Source organism: Lonsdalea britannica (genome assembly GCF_002111595.1).
Classification (GTDB): Bacteria; Pseudomonadota; Gammaproteobacteria; order Enterobacterales; family Enterobacteriaceae; genus Lonsdalea; species Lonsdalea britannica.
Map to the genome: position 1 here is coordinate 248,934 of NZ_LUTN01000002.1, position 21,222 is coordinate 270,155.

At 54.2% G+C, this 21,222-nt stretch carries 17 protein-coding genes, 1 tRNA gene, 1 other RNA gene, 3 pseudogenes and 2 riboswitches; of the genes and pseudogenes, 8 read left to right on the plus strand and 14 right to left on the minus strand.

Annotated elements, in window-relative coordinates; genetic code table 11:
- Positions 1–3: 3 nt before the first annotated feature.
- The 4 genes and pseudogenes from AU509_RS02580 to AU509_RS02595 form a co-directional block, all read right to left on the minus strand.
- The gene (locus AU509_RS02580; protein ID WP_085651395.1) at positions 4–810 is read right to left on the minus strand and encodes an ABC transporter ATP-binding protein; all 807 of its coding nucleotides are present in this window, start codon (positions 808–810) and stop codon (positions 4–6) included.
- Between the two features lie 4 nt (positions 811–814).
- Positions 815–1,618, minus strand: coding sequence for an ATP-binding cassette domain-containing protein (locus AU509_RS02585; RefSeq protein WP_099045359.1), 804 nt, complete (start codon positions 1,616–1,618; stop codon positions 815–817).
- Between the two features lie 163 nt (positions 1,619–1,781).
- Positions 1,782–3,056, minus strand: a complete 1,275-nt coding sequence (locus AU509_RS02590) for a YeaH/YhbH family protein (protein ID WP_094117579.1) — start codon at positions 3,054–3,056, stop codon at positions 1,782–1,784.
- Positions 3,057–3,093: 37 nt separating this feature from the next.
- A pseudogene (locus AU509_RS02595) lies at positions 3,094–5,025 on the minus strand (PrkA family serine protein kinase).
- 474 nt (positions 5,026–5,499) lie between these two features.
- On the opposite strand from AU509_RS02595, the gene AU509_RS02605 reads away from it, so the two are divergent.
- The gene (locus tag AU509_RS02605; RefSeq protein WP_100053495.1) at positions 5,500–6,219 is read left to right on the plus strand and encodes a MipA/OmpV family protein; all 720 of its coding nucleotides are present in this window, start codon (positions 5,500–5,502) and stop codon (positions 6,217–6,219) included.
- 140 nt (positions 6,220–6,359) lie between these two features.
- Here AU509_RS02605 and AU509_RS02610 read toward each other — a convergent pair whose 3' ends face one another.
- A complete protein-coding gene (locus tag AU509_RS02610) occupies positions 6,360–7,244 on the minus strand; it encodes a D-hexose-6-phosphate mutarotase (protein WP_094117582.1) in 885 nt (294 codons plus the stop codon).
- Between the two features lie 369 nt (positions 7,245–7,613).
- Positions 7,614–8,609 carry a glyceraldehyde-3-phosphate dehydrogenase gene (gene gapA / locus AU509_RS02615; RefSeq protein WP_085651391.1) on the minus strand — a complete coding sequence of 332 codons (996 nt, stop codon included), beginning with the start codon at positions 8,607–8,609 and terminating at the stop codon, positions 7,614–7,616.
- A gap of 356 nt (positions 8,610–8,965) precedes the next feature.
- Between gapA and msrB the strand changes: the two genes are divergently transcribed.
- Positions 8,966–9,382, plus strand: a complete 417-nt coding sequence (gene msrB / locus AU509_RS02620; protein WP_085651390.1) for a peptide-methionine (R)-S-oxide reductase MsrB — start codon at positions 8,966–8,968, stop codon at positions 9,380–9,382.
- A 141-nt stretch (positions 9,383–9,523) separates the two neighbouring features.
- The gene (locus AU509_RS02625; RefSeq protein ID WP_094117583.1) at positions 9,524–9,808 is read left to right on the plus strand and encodes a YeaC family protein; all 285 of its coding nucleotides are present in this window, start codon (positions 9,524–9,526) and stop codon (positions 9,806–9,808) included.
- Positions 9,809–9,838: 30 nt separating this feature from the next.
- Here AU509_RS02625 and pncA read toward each other — a convergent pair whose 3' ends face one another.
- The 3 genes from pncA to sppA all read right to left on the minus strand — a co-directional run bounded on the left by pncA (position 9,839) and on the right by sppA (position 13,456).
- Entirely contained in the window at positions 9,839–10,483 is a 645-nt protein-coding gene (pncA, locus tag AU509_RS02630) for a bifunctional nicotinamidase/pyrazinamidase (protein ID WP_094117584.1), read from the minus strand.
- 14 nt (positions 10,484–10,497) lie between these two features.
- The gene (ansA, locus tag AU509_RS02635; protein WP_085651387.1) at positions 10,498–11,514 is read right to left on the minus strand and encodes an asparaginase; all 1,017 of its coding nucleotides are present in this window, start codon (positions 11,512–11,514) and stop codon (positions 10,498–10,500) included.
- Positions 11,515–11,605: 91 nt separating this feature from the next.
- Positions 11,606–13,456, minus strand: coding sequence for a signal peptide peptidase SppA (gene sppA, locus AU509_RS02640; protein WP_094117585.1), 1,851 nt, complete (start codon positions 13,454–13,456; stop codon positions 11,606–11,608).
- Between the two features lie 184 nt (positions 13,457–13,640).
- Between sppA and AU509_RS02645 the strand changes: the two genes are divergently transcribed.
- The 3 genes from AU509_RS02645 (at position 13,641) to AU509_RS02655 (ending at position 16,515) form a co-directional block, all read left to right on the plus strand.
- Complete coding sequence (locus AU509_RS02645; protein ID WP_094117586.1) at positions 13,641–14,192, plus strand: NAD(P)H nitroreductase; 552 nt, start codon at positions 13,641–13,643, stop codon at positions 14,190–14,192.
- A gap of 89 nt (positions 14,193–14,281) precedes the next feature.
- Positions 14,282–16,204 (plus strand): DNA topoisomerase III, encoded by a 1,923-nt coding sequence (locus tag AU509_RS02650; protein WP_094117587.1) that lies wholly within the window; start codon positions 14,282–14,284, stop codon positions 16,202–16,204.
- A 5-nt stretch (positions 16,205–16,209) separates the two neighbouring features.
- Positions 16,210–16,515, plus strand: coding sequence for a DUF1496 domain-containing protein (locus AU509_RS02655; protein ID WP_085651383.1), 306 nt, complete (start codon positions 16,210–16,212; stop codon positions 16,513–16,515).
- A gap of 58 nt (positions 16,516–16,573) precedes the next feature.
- Here the strand turns inward: AU509_RS02655 and xthA are convergent.
- Positions 16,574–17,362 (minus strand): annotated as a pseudogene (gene xthA, locus AU509_RS02660) (exodeoxyribonuclease III); the annotation flags it as partial.
- 139 nt (positions 17,363–17,501) lie between these two features.
- A riboswitch (glycine riboswitch) is annotated at positions 17,502–17,595 on the plus strand.
- Between the two features lie 2 nt (positions 17,596–17,597).
- Positions 17,598–17,693, plus strand: a riboswitch (glycine riboswitch).
- Between the two features lie 19 nt (positions 17,694–17,712).
- Between xthA and AU509_RS02665 the strand changes: the two are divergent.
- On the plus strand, positions 17,713–18,333 hold the full coding sequence (locus AU509_RS02665; protein ID WP_085651381.1) for a trimeric intracellular cation channel family protein: 621 nt from the start codon (positions 17,713–17,715) through the stop codon (positions 18,331–18,333).
- A gap of 18 nt (positions 18,334–18,351) precedes the next feature.
- Here AU509_RS02665 and AU509_RS02670 read toward each other — a convergent pair.
- The 4 genes from AU509_RS02670 to AU509_RS02685 all read right to left on the minus strand — a co-directional run bounded on the left by AU509_RS02670 (position 18,352) and on the right by AU509_RS02685 (position 20,147).
- Positions 18,352–18,476, minus strand: a non-coding RNA gene (locus AU509_RS02670) — RtT sRNA.
- 45 nt (positions 18,477–18,521) lie between these two features.
- A tRNA-Tyr gene (locus tag AU509_RS02675) sits at positions 18,522–18,606 on the minus strand.
- A 151-nt stretch (positions 18,607–18,757) separates the two neighbouring features.
- Positions 18,758–19,606 (minus strand): formyltetrahydrofolate deformylase, encoded by an 849-nt coding sequence (gene purU / locus AU509_RS02680; protein WP_085651380.1) that lies wholly within the window; start codon positions 19,604–19,606, stop codon positions 18,758–18,760.
- A 73-nt stretch (positions 19,607–19,679) separates the two neighbouring features.
- The gene (locus AU509_RS02685) at positions 19,680–20,147 is read right to left on the minus strand and encodes a YchJ family protein (RefSeq protein ID WP_085651379.1); all 468 of its coding nucleotides are present in this window, start codon (positions 20,145–20,147) and stop codon (positions 19,680–19,682) included.
- A gap of 128 nt (positions 20,148–20,275) precedes the next feature.
- Here AU509_RS02685 and rssA point away from each other — a divergent pair.
- A pseudogene (gene rssA / locus AU509_RS02690) lies at positions 20,276–21,180 on the plus strand (patatin-like phospholipase RssA).
- Positions 21,181–21,222 lie beyond the last annotated feature (42 nt).

Here is a 21,222-nt window from a genome sequence, read left to right on the forward strand (position 1 = left end):
ATTTTAATAGCGCGTCGGCGGCTGTTCGGTTGATAGCATGGGGACGGCGGCCAATAGCGCGGCACTGTGGGGGTGAGCGGGTTGTGTCAGGAGCTGAGCAAGCGGGCGATCTTCCACGATGCGGCCTTGATGCATGACCAATACCCGTTCGCACAGCGTCGCGACGGCGGAAATATCGTGCGAGACGACCAGCAGGCCCATCTGATGACGGCGGGCCATCTGATCCAGCAACGTGATGATCTGCTGGCGGAGCGGGAGATCCAGCCCGCTGAGCGGTTCGTCGGCCAGCAGAAAGCGGGGTTTTAAAGCGATAGCGCGGGCTATCGCCACTCGCTGGGCCTGTCCGCCGGACAACGCCTGCGCGTTTCTCGTTAGTAAATCCGGCGGCAACGCGACCTGTTCGAGCGCTTCATGCACGAGATGCTCTATCTTTCCGCGATATCCGAGTTGTCTTAGCGGCGCGGCGATAAGTTCGAAGACGTTTAGGTGCGGCGCCAGCGATCCCGCGGGATCTTGCGGGATGTACTGCACGCGTTGGCGATACCAGCGCAGAGCTGATGCGCGGCCGGGCCGTACAAGGCGACCATCACAGCGTATCTCGCCCTCGGACAGCTTCTCCAACGCCAGCATCGCGTTGAGCAGCGTGGATTTCCCTGAGCCGGAAGCGCCCACCAATCCGATACGTTCTCCATCGTGGAATTTCAGACTGATGTCGCTTAGCGCCTGATAAAATCGTGGCCGCTGTAGCCAATGACTGGGCTGAGGGTATCGATGCGCGACCTGTGACAGTTGAAGAAAGGGCGTGATCATCGGATTAGCTTGCCCATTGCAGCGTCGGTAGCGAGGAGATAGTCAACGCTTGGTCTAGCTGCCGAGCGGCCTGCACCAGAGCGCGTGTGTAGTCATGCTGCGGATGCTCGATCACCGTGCGGGTATCCCCCTGTTCGACGAGATGTCCGTCCTTCATGACCAGCAGGCGATGACACAGTGAGGCGGCCACGGCGATGTCGTGCGTGATAAACAACAATGCGGAATCCGGGTTGCTGCAACTATAGGCCCGCAGCGTGCTCAAGACCTGTGCCTGTGAAATGACATCGAGTGCGGTGGTGGGTTCGTCGGCAATCAACAGGGGGCGTTGGCACAGCAACGCTAGCGAAAGGCATACGCGCTGACGCTGGCCGCCAGACAACTCTCCGGGATAGCGAGGAAGAATCGCCTCGGGATCGTCAAAACCGACGGAGAGCAGCAGGGCGCGAAGCGACTGACGCGCCTGATGATGATCGAGAACGGTTGGCTGCATCGCCATTCGCAGCTGTTTTTCTACCGTGACCAGCGGATTGAGCGCCGTCGAAGCGTCTTGAAATAAGGCGGCGGGACGGCACCGGGCAGGACGCCGCTGTACCGGACGGTGAGCGATCTCTTCATCGCAGAATTGAATACTGCCGCTCACCTGGGTGCTGGCGGGGAGTGCGCCCAGTAACGCACGGGCGGTGAGCGATTTCCCGGAACCGGAGGCGCCCAGTAAGCCGACGCGTTCGCCGGCGGCGAGAGAAAAGCTGATGTCGTGAACTTTTGTCTGGCCCTGGATCGCTAACTGCAGGTGGGTAACGTCAAGCACGAGGCGGACTCACATAGGTGGCTATTGATATGTGATAACATAACAATTCCATCATCAAAGATAAAGCGGTATGCATGCACGGCGGAAGTTTGCTTGAGGGAAATTCTGAAGATGATGGAATGAAGAAAATCAGCCAGCACGGTTGCTGCTGGCTGAATAGGGGTCAGTTGTTGACGGTTTGTTTGTGAAACAGCTCGCGGAAGACAGGATAAATATCGTCCTGATCGCGAATATGCTGCATGGCGAAGTTCTCGTACTTTTCCTGCAGGCGTTCATATTCACGCCACAATGTTTGATGAGAACGCCGCGTGATCTCGATGTAGCTGTAGTAGCGCACGAACGGCAGTAGATGACTGGCCAGCAAATCGTGGCATAGCGGTGAGTCGTCCGCCCAGTTATCGCCGTCCGACGCCTGCGCGGCATAGATGTTCCACAGCGCGGGGTCGTAACGCTCCTTGACGACGTCCTCCATCAATTTCAGGGCGCTCGACACAATCGTGCCGCCGGTTTCCTGCGAGTAGAAGAACTCCTCCTCGTCCACTTCCTTGGCCTGCGTATGGTGCCGGATATAGACCACATCCACATTCCGGTAAGACCGGCTGAGGAACAGGTACAGCAGGATGTAGAACCGTTTGGCGATATCCTTGGTGGCTTGATCCATAGAGCCGGAAACATCCATTAGACAGAACATCACCGCCTGACTGGAAGGCTCCGGTCGGCGCTCGAAGTTCTTGTAACGGAGGTCGAACGTATCGATAAACGGTACGCGCGCAATGCGCTGTCGAAGTTCGGCGATCTCCGCGCGCAGCCGCTCCTCTTCCAAAAGCTGGGCGGGCTCGGAGTTCTTCAGCAACGCGAGATTTTCCTCCAACGCACTCAACTCGCGCCGTTTTCCCGCCGTCATCGCCATACGGCGGGCGAGGGAGTTCTGCAACGAACGTACAACGCTGATGTTGGCGGGCACGCCGTTTGAGGTGTAGCCCGCGCGATGGTTCTTGTACTCCGCCATCTGGCGATGTTCGGTTTTTTTCAGGTTGGGAAGCGCCAAATCCTCGAACAACAGGTCAAGATATTCGTCTTTGGAGATCTGAAAAACGAAATCGTCCTGGCCTTCGCCGTCCTGGCTCGCTTCACCCTGACCGGAACCGCCGCCACCGCCTCCCTGCGGCCGCTCGATTTTGTCATTCTGCACGAAGTGGTCGTTGCCAGGGTGTACGCGGTGGCGTACGCCACCGCGGCCCTGATGGAACATCGGCTCACTGATATCCGAATTAGGAATCGTGATTGACTCCCCATTGTCCACATCGGTTACCGAACGCTTGTTAATGGCATCGGCGATCGAATGTTTTATCTGCGACTTATAGCGGCGTATAAAGCGCTGGCGGTTAACCGCGCTTTTGTTTTTACCGTTTAGCCGGCGATCGATGAAATAAGCCATGTTTCCCCCAAACGACGTTGCCTGTCGGTCTGTCGCATTAAGACGACTTTCTCACGCGCAGGTACCATTCGCATAACAATCGAACCTGCTTGCGGGTATAGCCTTTTTCCATCATACGGTCGACGAAGTCATCGTGTTTTTTCTGCTCCTCGGTAGAAGTTTTCGTGTTGAATGAAATTACCGGCAGCAGCTCTTCGGTGTTGGAGAACATTTTCTTCTCGATCACCGTGCGCAATTTCTCGTAGCTGGTCCAGTTAGGATTGCGCCCGTTGTTGCCCGCGCGCGCGCGCAGCACGAAGTTGACGATTTCATTACGGAAGTCTTTAGGGTTGCTGATGCCTGCCGGTTTCTCGATTTTTTCCAGCTCGCTGTTGAGCGCTTCACGGTCAAACAGCTGCCCGGTATCGGGATCGCGATATTCCTGATCCTGAATCCAGAAGTCAGCGTAGGTGACATAACGATCAAAGATGTTCTGGCCGTATTCCGAATACGATTCGAGATAGGCGGTCTGAATCTCTTTACCAATGAACTCCGCGTATTTAGGAATCAAATAGCCTTTCAGGTGCTCCAGATATTTTTCCGCGACGTCCTGCGGGAACTGTTCGCGTTCAATCTGCTGTTCCAATACATAGAACAGGTGCACTGGGTTAGCGGCGACTTCGCTATGATCGAAGTTGAATACGCGCGAGAATCTTAAAGGCAAAACGCGTGGACAATCCCTGCATGCCTTCATCGACGCCCGCATAGTCGCGGTATTCCTGATAAGACTTGGCTTTCGGATCCGTATCTTTCAGGCTTTCCCCGTCGTAAACCCGCATCTTCGAATAGGTGCTGGAGTTTTCAGGATCTTTCAGTCGCGACAAGATAGAGAAACGCGCCAAGGTTTCCAGTGTGCCGGGGGCGCATGGCGATTGGCTCAGCTCGCTGTTTTGCAGCAGCTTGTCGTAGATTTTGACCTCTTCCGACACGCGCAGGCAGTAAGGCACCTTGACGATATACACACGGTCGAGGAAAGCCTCGTTATTTTTGTTGTTGCGGAACTGTACCCATTCCGATTCGTTGGAGTGAGCCAATATGATGCCGTTGAACGGCAGGGCGGCAATCCCTTCCGTCCCGTTGTAGTTGCCTTCCTGCGTCGCGGTCAACAGGGGGTGGAGGACTTTGATCGGGGCTTTGAACATCTCCACGAATTCCATGATGCCTTGGTTGGCGCGGCAGAGTGCGCCGGAGTAGCCATAGGCATCAGGATCGTTCTGGGCGAAATGCTCCAGTTTGCGGATATCCACTTTCCCGACCAGCGCGGAAATGTCCTGGTTGTTCTCATCGCCAGGCTCGGTCTTGGCAATAGCCAGCTGCGCCAGAATGGAAGGCCAGACTTTGACGACGCGGAACTTGGTGATGTCGCCACCGAATTCCTGAAGTCGCTTGGCCGCCCACGGCGACATAATGGTGCCGAGATAACGACGTGGCACGCCATACTCTTTTTCCAATATGGCGGCGTCTTCATGCGGGTTGAATAGGCTTAGCGGATGGTCGTTGACCGGGCTGCGTTCGCCGTCGGCGCTGAGTACATAGATGGGCACCAGCTGCATCAGGCTTTTAACCGTTCGGCGAGAGAGGATTTCCCCCCGCCCACGGGGCCGAGCAGATACAGAATCTGTTTCTTCTCTTCTAAACCTTGAGCAGCATGGCGGAGATAAGCGACGATTTGCTCGATCGCTTCTTCCATACCGTAAAACTCTTCGAAAGCAGGGTAGCGGGCTATGACCCGGTTGGAAAATAAACGGGAAAGACGCGGTTCTTGCGCGGTGTCCACCATGACTGGATCACCGATAGCCATTAACAATCTTTCGGCAGCATTCGCGTAAGCACTGCGATCCTGCTGGCAGATGTTAAGGAACTCTTGCAGTGTGAACTCTTCGTCCTTGGCAGCGTCGTAGCGCTGACGGTAATGATCAAATATGTTCATAGCGATGCCCGTCCTTCGTCGATTAACAACACAGAATAAGAGAGCGAGAGTATGAATACCGTCTATATAATGGTTGGCTCTCCTAAAGAAGAATTCCCCTTCAGAGTACAGCAACCCTTATGCCAACTTGTGACGCGCCGCGCAGGTTCAACATCGGCGTGCACGGTAAGGGAATGTCCTCTTCAATTTAAAGCGTAGTTTGCCTCGGTGAAATTTCCTCTATTCTTCCTTCAGATTTTTAATAAATTTCAATGACTCAGTCTGTCGAAGTAGGGGCGATTCCCCTTTGCAGCGGGTCTGAACGAGTATGCCAGACCGCCTTTTCGGCACTAGAAAAAATGGTTATAAGTTATCCGATTCAGTCTGTAGTAGCGTTATTTCCCCGGCGTGACCATAATGTCAGCCTACTCCTACGGGAGGCTCGATTGGAACAGGAGAAAGTCAGCAGTGAAAAAACTTCAATCATTAGGTGTAATGCTGGCGCTGGGCGTTACGGCGGCGTCGCCGGCACTGGCGGATACCTTTTCTCTGGGGGTGGGCGCCATCGGGGAAACGTCGGTTTATCGCGGCGACGATAACCACATTTACCCCTTCCCGCAGGTGGTTTATGAGAGTGATAACTTCTATTTTCGCGGGCTGGGCGGCGGCTACTATCTGTGGAATGACGAGCAAAATAAACTTTCTCTGACCGCCTACTACAATCCGTTCGGATTCAAGCCGGGCGACAGTGACGACGGCAGTATGAAACAGCTGGACAAACGCCGCGGCACGTTGATGGGTGGTTTGGCTTACCGTCATGATGCGCAATGGGGCACGATTCGTAGCGTCCTGGCCGCTGACACGCTGGGCAACAGCGATGGCATTGTGTGGGATACCGCTTATCTTTACCGCATTGACGCTGACCAGTGGCATATTACGCCGGGGATTGGCGTTAACTGGTCGAGTGAACGTCAGAACCGCTACTACTACGGCGTCAGCAGCGGTGAGTCAGCGCGTTCAGGCATTCAAACCTACCGTCCGGGAGACAGTTGGGATCCGTATCTGGAGCTGAGCGTGGGGTACACCATTACGCCGCGCTGGAACACCTGGATTATCGGTCGCTACACCCGTCTTAGCGATGAAGTGAAAAGTAGCCCGATGGTAGAGAAAAGCGATAGTGTGATGCTCGGCGGCGGAATCAGCTACGCCTTCTAAGCTGGAATGCACTATCTTTGTGCTTTAAACGCACCGTGAACGTCAGTTTACGGTGCGTTTGCTTTATGGTGAGGCGCAGTCTGTTTGGATAACCAGCACGGTGAAACCATAAGCGTGCTGTTTTATATTTAAAAAAAGGATTAATTCGCCTGTGTGGTATGAACGCGTATCGAGGTCGCCAATTTAGCCGGCGCATGCCGGGTGATGTTAAATGGTTGACTGATACGGGCAGTTTCCACACACACGAACGTTTTGTAACCCTCATCGGTGAGATCCGACATCGTTTTTGACAACTGCTCCCCCGGGTTCCAGGCTACGACATCGCTATGGTTATGGTGGTGCACTTCTATAGTGCGCTCAAGAACCGGATCGTGGATCACACTGATCGTCTCAGGCTCGGTATAGATCCTATCGGTGCGGTTGGGGAACGAGAGATCGCCTTGCTGGAGACCGGGATTTTCCGGGTCGACCTTATCGATAAAGCGCTCACCCAGCCCGCTCACGCTCACGCGGCTGATGTCCCCGATATTGAAATAGGTGTGCAGGGCGCTGGTCATGCTGTATTCCCCTTCGAACTCCAGCTCAACATCGCAAGACGTTTTAGTGAGTGCAAAACGGGCATCCACTTTAAACGCTTGCGGCCAGACGGCGCGCGTTTCCTCATTGTCCCGTAGCGTCAGAGTCAGCGTTACGCCGTCAGCATCATCAATATGCGATGAAAAGGTCCAAGGCATGATGCGCGCAAAGCCGTGGCTCGGTTCGGCAACGGGACCAAACCACGGGAAACAGATGGGGATCCCACCGCGAATCGCTTTCCCTTCCTGAAACAGCGTGTTGTCGCTGAGCCAAATGACCGGCGCGGCGTCGGTGGGCTGCCAGGCGATCAGATGAGCCCCTTGCAGCGCGACGGCGGCTCTCAACTGCGGATGATCGATGACGACGATCGACAGTTGGTCCTGTTGGCGTAACGTGATGTGGGGAGAAATGGTTTTGCTGACGGGAAGGGAGAAAATGGCATCAGTCATGGGCGGGCCTATTCATCTATGAGTAGAAATCGATAATGAATATTGTGGCACTCATAACGTCATTCCCCAATAGGAATTCGCTGTCTCATTGAGCCGCGTTAACTATAGTGGTACCGGCTATCACATTTTTCAATCGGACTGAATTGACTCATCTACACTAGCTGCAGGCGGAACAAGGCGTGCATGCGGCAGAACATCCCTAACGGAGCGGCGGTAAAGTCATTAAAAACGGCGAGCTAAGTCTGTCGGAGGAAGCATGAAAACACCGCTGGGGCAGGGGGCGTGGCACTGGGGCGAGCATGTAAACAAACGTGCATAAAAAAGGGCGACTTGCGTCGCCCTTGATATCAGTTACCGATCTTCAGCTCATTATTTGGAGATGTGAGCAACCAGATCCAGAACTTTGTTGGAGTAACCCGTTTCGTTATCGTACCAAGCAACCAGTTTCACGAAGTTGTCGCTCAGAGCGATACCGGCTTTAGCATCGAATACGGAAGTCAGTTTTTCACCGTTGAAATCGGTAGAAACAACTGCGTCTTCGGTGTAGCCCAGAACGCCTTTCAGTTCGCCTTCAGAAGCTTCTTTGATCGCAGCACAGATAGCGTCGTAAGAAGCGCCTTTTTCCAGACGTGCAGTCAGGTCAACGACGGATACGTTAGGAGTAGGAACGCGGAACGCCATACCAGTCAGTTTACCGTTCAGAGCCGGGATAACTTTACCTACAGCTTTAGCAGCACCGGTAGAAGAAGGGATGATGTTCTGAGATGCGCCGCGGCCGCCGCGCCAGTCTTTGTGAGACGGGCCATCAACGGTTTTCTGAGTCGCGGTAGTTGCGTGAACAGTGGTCATCAGCGCTTCAACGATACCGAATTTGTCGTTGATGACTTTAGCCAGCGGTGCCAGGCAGTTAGTGGTGCAAGATGCGTTAGAAACGATATCCTGACCCGCGTATTCTTTATGGTTTACGCCCATAACGAACATCGGAGTGCTGTCTTTGGAAGGACCAGTCAGTACGACTTTCTTCGCGCCAGCCTGGATGTGTTTACGTGCAGTTTCGTCAGTCAGGAAGATACCTGTAGCTTCTGCAACAACGTCAACGCCTGCTTCGTTCCATTTCAGGTTAGCCGGATCTCTTTCTGCGGTAACACGGATGGTTTTGCCGTTAACTACCAGGTGACCGTCTTTAACTTCAACAGTACCGTTGAAGCGGCCGTGAGTGGAGTCATACTTCAGCATGTAAGCCATGTATTCCGCATCTAACAAATCGTTGATTGCAACGATTTCAACGTCTGAACGCTCCTGGGCAGCGCGGAAAACAATACGGCCGATACGGCCAAATCCATTGATACCTACTTTGATAGTCATATATTCCACCAGCTATTTGGTTTGTGAATAAAAGGTTGGCTGTAAAATTACAAAAACCTTCCCGAGGGTCAAGCGGAATCGTGTCAATAGTTGCTGTATGTCAAAACTATGGGCAACCCTTGCACGATAAATCATCTATTCGGTCATTTAAGTTGTTGGACAACATGATAGGAGCATTGGCCGGGGATGAGAACACCCGATGGGGGTATTATTGTGACCCAGATCACAATTAGCACCCCGTCAGACGCTCGCCTATCGTAATGAGAGGCCGAATAACGTTTTGAGTGTTAAATTTTTGTAGCGCTAACAGTCTATACTCTTTAACACCTGTTTTAACTTCTTTCGTGAGCGATGATATGGACAAACACCTTCCCGGCTCCCCTGAGCGCGATAACCTGACGGAAATACAACGATATGTCACCCAGCAGCGGGGGACTGAACCGCCGTTCACAGGCAAGCTGCTGCATAATAAGCAGACCGGCGTCTACCATTGTTTATGTTGTAAACAACCGCTGTTTTATTCGGACAACAAGTTTGACTCCGGCTGTGGCTGGCCCAGCTTTGATCAGCCCGTCTCTGCGGAAGCCATTCGTTATCTCGATGATAATTCGCACAATATGCATCGAGTGGAAATTCGTTGCGGCCATTGCGATGCGCATCTCGGACATGTGTTTCCTGATGGTCCAAAGGAAACCACGGGTGAACGTTATTGCGTCAACTCGGCTTCGCTGAGTTTCATCAATGCTGAAAATAATCACGAAATAGACGGCTAGATGTCTATTTAATTGAAACGTTTCAGCTGATGAGGTGTTTAAGGGCCAATCAGGCGCTAATCCAGAATAAATGCAGACAACGAAATCGCCCTGCGGAATGTCTGAACAACAATCTAAAACGCATCAAGAAGGAATCTGGATATGCAGATGGAGGATGTACTAAAGGTGATGACGCCGGACATCTATCAGCGATTAGTCACGGCGGTAGAGCTGGGTAAATGGCCTGACGGTGTGGCATTGACGTCGGAACAGAAAGACAACGCCCTGCAGATGGTTCTACTGTGGCAATCGCGACATAACGCGGAAGCGGATCACATGAGCATCAATCAGCAGGGCGAAATCGAAATCAAAAGTAAGCAGGCGCTTAAACAACGTTTTGCCGCTTCAGCCGAGTCGATTGCGGTGTTAAAACCACAGGACGAATGACGTTATCGTCACCGCACAGCCGTTTTAGCCCTATGAGGAGGAGAGCGCGCTGATGAAAGAGTGTGAGTCCGTCAGGATCGCGCCTTGCGCTCGCATCTCCTGCAGCGCATTCTGACTGTCTGCGGGGCGTAGGTTGACCCCGCGACAGCCATCCACCAAGACCTCAGTACGATACCCCAGCGTCAGCGCATCCAGCACCGTGTACTTTACACAGTAATCTGTCGCCAATCCCATGATGGCAAGGGAATCGATGTGATTGGCGCGCAGCCAGTCGTCCAGTTCGGTTTTGACCCGGTGACCGTTATCAAAAAAAGCGCTGTAACTGTCAATGGCGCTATCGGTGCCTTTACGGACGATTCGGTCAATGGCTCGCTGCGCCAGAGCGGGGTGAAACTCCGCGCCCGTTTCGCCAGCGACGCAGTGCGTGGGCCACCATACCTGAGGCAATCCTTCCAGCTCGCCGATCTCACCGATCGTCGTGCCGGAATTGACGGCAAAGCTGCGATGATCGGCAGGATGCCAGTCCAGGCTTGCGATCACGGTAATCTGGGCGGCGGTGCAGGCAGCCATCATCCGGTTCGCCACCGGGATAACGCTATCCCCCTCATCAACGGCCAGAGCCCCGCCGGGACAAAAGTCATTCTGTAAATCGATCAGTAACAGCGCTTTGTTCATATTGTCTCCGGATGTTAGCTATTGCCGAGCTCACCCCGCAGATCCTGCTGCATTAGACGACGGATATCATCAGGCGACAGGTCGTCTCGACTCAGCAGATAATGCAGTTTGGTGAGCGTCGCTTCAACGGTCATATCGAATCCGCTGATCACGCCCGCCTGCGACAAGGCATTGCCTGTCGCGTAGCCTTCCATATTGACGCAGCCGGACATGCATTGCGTCAGATTGACGACGATGATGCCGCGATCGGACGCTTCCCGCAGCTCTTTCAGGAACGCTTTGTTCTGTGGGGCGTTGCCGACGCCATAAGAGCGCAGGATCAGCGCGCGAACCGGCTGAAGCAGGAAATTGCGCACAACGTCCGCGGAAATGCCGGGGTAAATCGTGATAACGCCAATAGGCTGAGGGGTTATGTCATGAACAATCAGCGGCTCCGTCGACTCTATCAGCGGCGCCGAGGAGAGGCGGCGAATATGAATACCGGTCTCCAGCAGCACAGGATAGTTAGGGGAGGAGAACGCATCGAAACCGTCGGCATGGGCTTTGGTCGTGCGGTTGCCGCGCAGCAGCTTGTTGTTGAAAAACAGGCTGACTTCGTTAATGGGATGGTTGGCCGCTACATACAGCGCATTCAGCAGATTGGTTTGCCCATCGGAACGCAGTTCGGCCAGCGGAATCTGTGACCCTGTCACGATAACGGGCTTGGCCAAATTCTCCAGCATGAACGAGAGCGCTGACGCGGTGAAGGCCATCGTATCGGTCCCATGCAAAATGACGAAACCGTCATAGTCATCGTAATGCTGCCGGATGTCGTTGGCGATGATCTGCCAGTCTTCCGGCGTCATGTCCGAGGAGTCGATCAGCGGCGTATATTCATGAATGGTGAAGGACGGCATTTCCGGCCGATGAAATTCGGGCATCTGCGCCAGCTGCTGCTGGAGATGGCCTGAAACCGGGATATAGCCTTGAGCGGAATGTTGCATGCCGATCGTACCGCCCGTGTAGGCGACATAAATGGATTTCTTTTGCATGGATGTGATTACGTCAAAATCAAAAAATGGATTATAGAGCGAAGCGAGGGGAAAAGCAGCCCGGCGATTGTGCGCCGGGCGGGTAGTGCGATTAACGAACGTTGCCGCAGCTGAGACAAATCACATAGCGATGTTGCGGGTCGGTCAGTTTATTCGACAGGGACGGTTGAGTGCGAAGCATCTCGCTCAGCTCTGCGACAGGCGCGGGGAACAGCGTCTGCAAAGCGTCCGGCAGCTGTGCGTAGACTGAGCTACGAACCTGACTAAAGATCGCATCCATCAGCCCATCACTCTCTTCGAACCACACCAATTGATGATGATCCAGCTTAGCCAGCTCAGCCGCTTTCTTCACCGCATCATCGAAGTCGCCGAGCGTATCGACCAGGCCGTTGGCTTTAGCATCGCTGCCGATCCAGACGTGACCCTGCGCGATTTCGTCCACCTGCTCCGGCGTTTTATTCCGTGACTGAGCGACCAAAGAGAGGAAGTTTTTGTAGCCTCGCTCAATGTTGACCTGCATTAGTTCGCCAAACTCCGGCGGCAGTGCTTTCGTCATGGACAGATCGGCCAGAGGCGAGGTGGCGACGCCGTCGGTATGAACGCCGACGCTATCCAAAGTATTCTCAACGGTGTTGATCACGCCGAAGATGCCGATGGAGCCAGTGAGCGTAGTGGGGCTGGCGATAATGGCGTTAGCCGGCGTGGAGATCCAGTAACCGCCAGAGGCGGCCATACCCCCCATTGAAACTACCACCGGTTTGCCCGCCTGGCGTGCCGCGGCCAGTTCGGCGCGAATTTGTTCTGACGCCGTCACGCTGCCGCCGGGGCTGTTGACCCGCAGGATTATCGCTTTCACCTTCGGATCGAGTCGCGCGTCGCGGATTTGTCCGGCAGTGGTATTGCCGCCCACATAGCCGGTCGCTTCATTACCATCGACGATCATGCCGTTAGCGAAGATGACGGCGATCTGATTGTTATCCGGTTGAGGATCGCTCAGCGTGTAGTCATACAAGGAGGTGTAGTTAAAGTCCTTATTCTTGTCATCCCAGCCGAAAGTCTTGATCAGCTTTTGCTCAATGGCCGTACGAGAGGCGACTTCGTCCACCAGTTTATTATCCAGTGCGTAGCGCGCGGTGTCGCCATCCACTGAACGTAGGGCGGTGAGCAGGGCTTCTGCGCCGGGGAAGAGCTGCTGAGGAGTGATCTCACGATTCGCGGCCACCGTCATCAGGTAGTTCTGCCAGAGACCGTTGACCCAACGAGCGTCGGCATCGCGTGCCGCAGGGGACATGTCATCCCGGATGTAAGGTTCAACGGCGGATTTGTAGGTGCCGACACGGAAGATGTGCGTGGTGACCTTCAGCTTATCCAACAGCGTTTTATAGTACAGGTTGTTGGTGGCCAGACCGTGCAGGTCGATGCCGCCCTGAGGCGTCAGGAAAATCTTGTTGGCGTAGCTGGCCAGATAATATTGCGGCTGGTTGTAGTTATCGCCCACGGCGTAAATTGGCTTGCCTGCATCTCGGAATTCGCGCAACGCTTTGCCGATATACTGTAAAGACGGCTGATCTGCGCCGACGAAGTCGGACAGGTCCATCACCATGCCGGTAATGTTGCGGTCGTTTTTGGCCTGCCGAATCACCTCGACCACGTCAAATAGCGAGTTTTCCTGATTTCGGTTGGCGGAGGAGCCTAAAAGCTCGCGACCAAACTGACGCAGCTTATTATTGACCGACGGTTTGTCGATGACGACGCCGGTGATGTTCAACATCAGCGCGCCCTTGGCGGTTTCCGGCGGGGTTGCCTTAAATTGACTGTAAATACCGACGCCGACCAGGATCAGCATGATAAGGAAAATATTGAGGATGAATTCCCGGATGAAGTTAAGCAGGCGCCAGCCCCACTTAAAAAATCCGCTGAAAATCCGCCACATCGTGCGCATGATAACTCCGAAAATGGGAAAAACAGTTTAGTATCCTAATGAGCGGACAGGTAAAAGTCAGCTTTTTATCTTGCCCAGCGGGGTGTGGTAGGTTGTTAACTTGTAACAAAACTTCTGGCTGTGCTACCGTTGCGCGCAATCTCGTCTCAACCCTTGCTACCTGATGAAATACAGGAGATGTGTGATGGATGCCCTGGAATTATTGCTTAATCGTCGTTCGGCTTCCCGACTGACGGCTCCGGCCCCCGCAGGCGCTGCGCTGGACAATATCATTCATGCCGGCATGCGGGCTCCCGACCACGGCGCATTACAGCCGTGGCGCTTCTTTGTCATTCAGGATGAAGGACTCAGTCGTTTCAGCGACGTGCTGGTTGAAGCGGCGCAGCAGAACCAACTGGATGAGTCGGCGATCGAAAAGGCGCGTAAGTCGCCATTCCGTGCGCCGCTGATTATCACCGTCATCGCGCATTGCGAAGAGAATCACAAAGTTCCCGTGTGGGAGCAGGTGGTCTCTGCGGGTTGCGCCGTACACGCCATGCAGATGGCCGCGCAGGCTCAGGGATTCAACGGTATCTGGCGTAGCGGCGCCTGGACGCACAGCAAGCGGGTGCGTGAAGCCTTTGACTGTCGTCCACAGGATGAAATTGTCGGATTCCTCTATTTGGGTACTCCTCAACTGAAAGCCTCCTCGACGCTGACCCCGAACGATCCGAATAAGATCGTCCGCTATTTCTGATGCGTTTCGCTGCGGCGAATCGCGATGTCGCGCCCTTTATCACGAGAGAAGGGGCGCCTCAATAACAACTGCCGGTAGTGCGGTGAATCATGCGACTTTTTATTGCCGAAAAGCCCAGCCTGGCGCGGGCTATCGCCGATGTTTTGCCTAAACCCCATCGGCGGGGTGAGGGATATATTGCCTGCGGCCAACACGACGTCGTGACGTGGTGCGTAGGCCATTTGCTGGAACAGGCCCAGCCGGACGCCTACGATCCTCGCTATGCGCGCTGGGCGCTGGACGACCTGCCTATTGTGCCGCAGAAATGGCGGCTGCAACCGCGGCCTTCCGTCAGTAAGCAGCTGAATGCCATTAAAAAACTATTACAGCAGGCGGATGACGTGATCCATGCCGGCGACCCCGACCGGGAAGGTCAACTGTTGGTCGATGAAGTGCTGGAATACCTCGATCTCTCTGACGAAAAACGGCAACGCGTACAACGCTGCCTGATCAACGATCTCAACCCGCAGGCGGTAGAGAGAGCGGTCGCCCGTCTGCGAGAAAACCGCGAATTCATTCCATTGTGTGTCTCGGCGCTGGCCCGCTCGCGCGCGGATTGGCTGTACGGCATCAATATGACGCGCGCCTACACGATACTCGGACGCAATGCCGGCTACGACGGCGTGTTGTCGGTAGGCCGGGTGCAGACGCCCGTGTTGGGGCTGGTGGTTCGGCGCGATGAAGATATCGAGAACTTTGTGCCTAAAGACTTTTTCGATGTTAAAGCGCACATCGTGACGCCTGCGGATGAACGCTTTACGGCGCTGTGGCAGCCCAGCGAATCCTGCGAACCTTATCAGGACGAAGAAGGGCGTTTGCTGCATCGGCCTCTGGCGGAGCACGTGGTGAACCGTATTGCCGGTCAGCCTGCGCGAGTCACCGGCTATAATGATAAACGGGAATCAGAAATCGCACCGTTGCCGTATTCGCTGTCGACGTTGCAGATCGAAGCCGCGAGGCGCTTTGGCTTAAGCGCCCAGCAGGTGCTGGATACCTGTCAGCGGTTATACGAAACCCATAAGCTGATTACCTATCCCCGTTCGGATTGCCGCTATCTGCCCGAAGAGCATTTTGCGGGACGGCAGGCCGTGTTGCAGGCGATAGGGGTTCATCAGCCAGATTTACAACCGCCGGAACCCATTTTCGATAGTGAACGTCGCAATCGATGCTGGGATGACGGCAAGGTGGATGCTCACCATGCAATCATTCCGACGGCGCGCACGGCCAAAACCACCCTGACCCAGCAGGAAAGTCAGGTGTACGGACTCGTCGCCCGACAGTATCTGATGCAGTTCTGCGCCGATGCGGTTTTCCGCAAATGTGTGATCGAACTGGATATCGCCGGCGGTAAGTTCGTGGCTAAGGCGCGTTTTCTGGCGGAAGCGGGCTGGCGTACGTTGCTTGGCGGCAAAGAGCGGGATGAAGAGAACGAAGGGACGCCGCTGCCCGTGGTCAGCAAAGGCGATGAACTATTGTGCGAGCGGGGCGAGGTGGTAGAACGTCAGACGCAGCCGCCGCGACATTTTACCGATGCTACATTGTTGTCTGCCATGACCGGCATCGCACGGTTCGTACAGGATAAAGAGCTGAAGAAAATTCTGCGTGCGACCGATGGTTTAGGGACGGAAGCGACGAGAGCCGGGATCATCGAACTCCTGTTCAAACGCGCTTTTCTGGTGAAAAAAGGGCGTTATATTCACGCCAGCGAAACCGGGCGAGCGCTGATTCACTCGTTGCCGCCCAGCGCGGCGCATCCGGATATGACCGCGCATTGGGAGTCCACGCTGACTAAAATCAGCGAAAAGCAGTGTCGCTATCAGGACTTTATGCAGCCGTTGACCGACTCTCTGTGCGACATCATCCAGCAGGTCAGGCATCGTGGCAGTATGCCTTTATTACGAGGCCTGCCGCCTGCGCCCGGCAAATCGAAAACCAACAAGCGGCGTAAGTCTCAGCCCAAGGTGAAGGAGTAAAATTCATGACGGTACGATGGGGACAGTTTCTGGCGGCAACGCTGCTGGTTTTGCCTATCTGGGGGCAAGCCAATCCGGGAAGTCATACCAATACGGACATTGTGGTGCCGGTACCGCCGCAGGTGATTTGGGGCAACGGCAACAATTCGGGTCAACAGGATAACGGTCAGCAATGTATTCGCTGCTGCACTTACCAGAACAAGCAGTATTCCGAAGGAGCGGTCATCAAGATGGAAGGCGTTTTGTTGCAGTGTGCTGAGGATAAGCAGCGGCTCAGCACCAATAATCTGGTGTGGCGGATGGTGAAATAACCGCATGGCGGGGCGGAATGACGGCCCCGCTAATATGCGCGTTAGAGTGAGAACTCAGCCAGATAGGCGCGTGATCAGATGGTTTATCCATCGCGCGGATGACGTAGTCAATACCGGTGCCAGTGCAACGCTCCGCCAGAGATTTGTCCGCCAGTATCAGGTCGATGCGCAGGCCACGGTTGGTATCAAAACCTTTGGAACGATAGTCAAACCACGAAAACTGGTCGTTACAGGACGGATTGGCGGCGCGGAACGTGTCCACCAGTCCCCAGTTTTGCAGTCGGGCCAGCCACTCACGCTCTTCCGGCAAGAAAGAGCATTTGCCGGTGCGCAGCCAGCGTTTACGGTTCTCTTCCCCAATTCCAATATCCAGATCGGTTGGGCTGATATTCAGATCGCCCATGATTACCAGCGGTTGCCCTTGTGGGTGATGGTTTTCGATATAGTTCTGCAAATCCTGATAAAAGCGCGTTTTCGCGGGGAACTTTGTCGGATGGTCGCGGCTTTCTCCCTGAGGGAAATAGCCGTTGATGACGGTTAACGGACCCTGAACCGTGTCGATATCCGCCATGATGATGCGTCGCTGCGCGTCTTCCTCATCGGTCGGAAATCCGCGTCGAACCGCCAGTGGCGCTTTCTTCGTCAGCAGCGCCACGCCGTAATGGCCTTTCTGTCCATGGTAAAAGACGTGATAGCCATGCTGAGCGACGTCTTCCAGCGGGAACATGTCGTCGTGTACCTTGGTTTCCTGTAAACCAATGACGTCTGGCTGATGTTGTTCGACCACTGCGGCTAGTTGATGAGGTCGTGCCCGCAGGCCGTTGATGTTAAAAGAAACAAACTTCATGTTCGCTGCCGTTGTAATGAAAATGTGCCGAGATGGTAGCAGAAATGCGGGCGGTGAGTCACGGTCATGACCCGGCATAAACGCCGATAGTAACCATCGATATTGCAGGGTTGATGGCGCTCGGGAGAGTCCGTATACTCCGCGACTCGCAGGAGAGAGGAGGCCATCACAAGCCATCCCGCCGAAGGCGCAAACTCCCATAATCGCTCAGGTCACCTTACTGCATATTCTTCTATAGACGCCAACTGGAGAGCGGTTGCCAGACAACCCACCGAAGGGGCAAGCGGCGTAAGCTGCACAAACTCTCAGGTAAAAGGACAGAGGGAGGGGCACAATTACGAGAGGCTCGTGTGCTGACCTATATCTATCTTATTGCCATTACTGCCGAAGGGATGTCCGGCGCGCTGGCGGCAGGTCGCCGCAATATGGACATTTTCGGTGTTTCGCTAATCGCCTTCATCACGGCATTGGGTGGCGGCACCGTCCGCGACATTCTTCTCGGCAATTTCCCCATTGGCTGGACACAACATCCGGCGTACATCTATCTCACGGTTGGTGCGGGTCTGTTTACCGTCATCATCGCGCGTTTCATGCAGCATCTGCATCGCCTGTTTTTGGTCCTGGACGCGATGGGGCTCATCGCATTCACCATTATTGGCTGCAATGTGGCGCTTCATCTGAATTATTCGCTGACGATTGTGGTTATCGCGGGCGTGACGACGGGGATTTTCGGTGGGATTCTACGGGATATTTTCTGCAACCGTACGCCGATGGTGCTGCGTAAAGAGCTCTATGCCTGTGTTTCGCTACTGGTGGCCCTGCTTTATCTCGGTTTCCGGCACGTCGGTCTCAATCACGATATCAATCAACTGATCTCCTTCCTTATTGGACTCGCTGTCCGACTGGCGGCCATCCGTTGGTCATGGCAATTACCGGTATTCACCTATATGCCCGGACGGTGGAAAGGGTAAACCAGTATCTTTCGGAGATGGTAGCGGGGGAAGGGTGACTCGTCACTCCGTTCCTCGCCCTTCGGGCCGTGCTGCGCACGTTGTCTCGCGATGCTCGACTCGAACCTTGTCGAAGGTTCTCACCTTCCCCCTAATGGGAACAGGTAATTTCTTAATATGGGATTAATTTGAGGGGACTATTTGGAAGATGGTGGTGGGGGAAGGATTCGAACCTTCGAAGTCTGTGACGGCAGATTTACAGTCTGCTCCCTTTGGCCGCTCGGGAACCCCACCACTGGCCTGAAACGTGTTTTGTGTTAAGCGGGGCGCATCATATCAAATGCCGCGCCCCTGTAAAGTCTGAACCGGTAAAATCAGATTCGTTTGCCGGTTTTTTATGCCTTCTGCCGCTGTCTTGAGCAGCTATACGGCATGAGGCTGTGCGTTACAGGATGATCGTGCGATTTCCGTAGACGAAAACACGCTGAGCCAGCACCTGGTAGAGAGCCCGGCTAAGGACGTTTTTCTCCACGTCGCGACCTGCGCGCATCATGTCGTCAGCCGTATAGGTATGATCAACATGAATGACGTCCTGCATGATGATCGGGCCTTCATCCAGACTGTCGTTTACATAGTGAGCGGTGGCGCCGATGATTTTAACGCCGCGCTCGTACGCCTGATGGTATGGGCGTGCCCCGATAAAAGCGGGCAGGAATGAATGGTGGATGTTGATGACCTGATTCGGATAGTGCTGAACGAATGCCGGGGTCAGGACACGCATGTACTTCGCCAGCACAACATAGTCCGGTTGATACTGGTCGATCTGAGCGATCATCTGTTGATCGTGTTCGTCGCGGGACAACCCTTCGTGGCTGATCAGATGGAACGGAATATCGAAACGCTCAACCAATGTTCGTAATGTTTCATGATTCCCGATGACCGCCGCGATTTCGACATCCAAACCGCCATAGGCATTTTTCATCAGCAGATCGCCCAGGCAGTGGGCTTCTTTGGTCACCAGAATCACAATGCGGCGACGGCCTGCGTCGCTCAGTTCACGAACAGAGCCTACCGGTAAAGCGCTGTCCAGATCTTCCAGCAGCGTCGTATCGTTGAAGATGCCTTCCAATTCGGTGCGCATGAAGAAACGTCCGGTACGATGGTCGACATACTCGGAGTTTTGCACGATGTTCAGTTCGTGCTTGTAGCAAATATTGGTGATTTTCGCGATCAACCCTTTTGAATCAGGGCAGATAGTCCGTAGAACTTTTCTTTGCATATTATGGGATTGCATGGGGGTGTCGATCCTGTCCAAAGCAAATATCAATCATTTTTATTGAGCCGTGCCGAAAAGGCGGGCTGTTACTCTATTGTCCGCAGCACTTTTTGTATTTTTTACCTGAGCCGCAGGGACAGGCTTCATTTCTGCCGGTCGACAGATGAACGCCGTCGACATAGTACCAGCGATCGTGATGGCGAAGGAAGCGTGAGCGCTCTCTCATCAACACGTTGCGCTGAGGCGTGTCCTTGTCTGCATAGCGTGCCGCAAACTCGACGAATCCCTCATCAGCCTCCTTTCCCTCACGCTTCGCCAATACGTTTAGACCCTGCCATTCGGTGTTGTTGCAGGTTGCCGCGATCTCTGTTCTGAAATTCTCGGCGAGGCACGAGGGGTGCCATGTGGCGATCAGGTAGTCGACGTTTTGCTGAACATAAGCGCTATAACGCGATCGCATCAAGGATTCAGGGGTGGGAGGAGTCTTTACACCGTTGATATAAGGCTCACAGCAGCGTGAAAAAGGTTGTTGATTGCCGCAAAAGCAACATTCGGACACAATATCTACCTTAATAATTTTTTTATGAATTAAATAATTGAGACGTATCTTAAAAACGCTTCATATAGTACCCAGCGAGTTTGACGCATGGCAATGTAGTCTAGAATAAAGCAGGCAGGGGGGAAACCATGCGTAAGGTCAAGGTCGGATTGGCTTTGGGGTCCGGTGCCGCAAAGGGATGGGCACATATTGGTGTCATTAAAGCGTTAAAGGAACTCGGCATTGAGCCTGAGATCGTCGCCGGATGTTCGGTCGGCTCGTTGGTCGGCGCTGCTTATGCGACCAACCAGTTGGACAGCATGGCCCGTTGGGTCGGTGGTTTTGGCTATTGGGATGTGATCCGATTGATGGATCTATCCTGGCGCGAGGGGGATTACTGCGGGGCGATCGCGTTTTCGAACAGGTTCGTCGGCTGTTGCGTACCCAGTGTATTGAAGATTGCGCGATCAAGTTTGGCGCGGTCGCCACCAATTTGAGTACAGGTCGTGAACTCTGGTTAACAGAAGGTGACCTACACCTGTCTATACGCGCTTCATGCAGTATGCCGGGATTGCTATCGCCGGTTGCGTTCAACGGCTACTGGCTGGTGGACGGCGCGGTCGTCAATCCTGTCCCCGTGTCATTAACGCGGGCGATGGGGGCAGATATCGTGATTGCCGTTGACTTACAGCATGATGCAAGTCTGAAAAGTCACGATTTGCTTTCAGTGAAACCGCCGCAACCGGAGATGGATGTCGTGTCTGTGGGGGGATGGTCGCAGCGAATACGTGAACGACTTCATCTGGGAGGGCGACAGCCTGCGGAAGTCAGACCCACGGCGATGGAGATTATGAGCACCTCAATTCAGGTGCTCGAGAACCGTCTGAAAATGAGTCGTATGGCCGGCGATCCGCCAGACGTGCTGATTCAACCCTACTGCCCGCAGATAGCGACGTTGGATTTTCATCGCGCGCAGGAAGCCATGGATGCGGGCAGACTGGCGGTGGAAAAACAACGAGAGATGTTATTGCCATTGGTTTACCGGGCTACCTGATCACCGTCGGGTAGCCTGAATTACAACATCAGCAAGATGAAT

Coding starts and splice junctions, on each gene's coding strand:
- AU509_RS02580 (WP_085651395.1), bottom strand. CDS start 810: ATGATCACGCCCTTTCTTCAACTGTCACAGGTCGCGCATCGATACCCT.
- AU509_RS02590 (WP_094117579.1), bottom strand. CDS start 3,056: ATGGCTTATTTCATCGATCGCCGGCTAAACGGTAAAAACAAAAGCGCG.
- AU509_RS02605 (WP_100053495.1), top strand. CDS start 5,500: ATGCTGGCGCTGGGCGTTACGGCGGCGTCGCCGGCACTGGCGGATACC.
- AU509_RS02610 (WP_094117582.1), bottom strand. CDS start 7,244: ATGACTGATGCCATTTTCTCCCTTCCCGTCAGCAAAACCATTTCTCCC.
- gapA (WP_085651391.1), bottom strand. CDS start 8,609: ATGACTATCAAAGTAGGTATCAATGGATTTGGCCGTATCGGCCGTATT.
- msrB (WP_085651390.1), top strand. CDS start 8,966: ATGGACAAACACCTTCCCGGCTCCCCTGAGCGCGATAACCTGACGGAA.
- AU509_RS02625 (WP_094117583.1), top strand. CDS start 9,524: ATGCAGATGGAGGATGTACTAAAGGTGATGACGCCGGACATCTATCAG.
- pncA (WP_094117584.1), bottom strand. CDS start 10,483: ATGAACAAAGCGCTGTTACTGATCGATTTACAGAATGACTTTTGTCCC.
- ansA (WP_085651387.1), bottom strand. CDS start 11,514: ATGCAAAAGAAATCCATTTATGTCGCCTACACGGGCGGTACGATCGGC.
- sppA (WP_094117585.1), bottom strand. CDS start 13,456: ATGCGCACGATGTGGCGGATTTTCAGCGGATTTTTTAAGTGGGGCTGG.
- AU509_RS02645 (WP_094117586.1), top strand. CDS start 13,641: ATGGATGCCCTGGAATTATTGCTTAATCGTCGTTCGGCTTCCCGACTG.
- AU509_RS02650 (WP_094117587.1), top strand. CDS start 14,282: ATGCGACTTTTTATTGCCGAAAAGCCCAGCCTGGCGCGGGCTATCGCC.
- AU509_RS02655 (WP_085651383.1), top strand. CDS start 16,210: ATGACGGTACGATGGGGACAGTTTCTGGCGGCAACGCTGCTGGTTTTG.
- purU (WP_085651380.1), bottom strand. CDS start 19,606: ATGCAATCCCATAATATGCAAAGAAAAGTTCTACGGACTATCTGCCCT.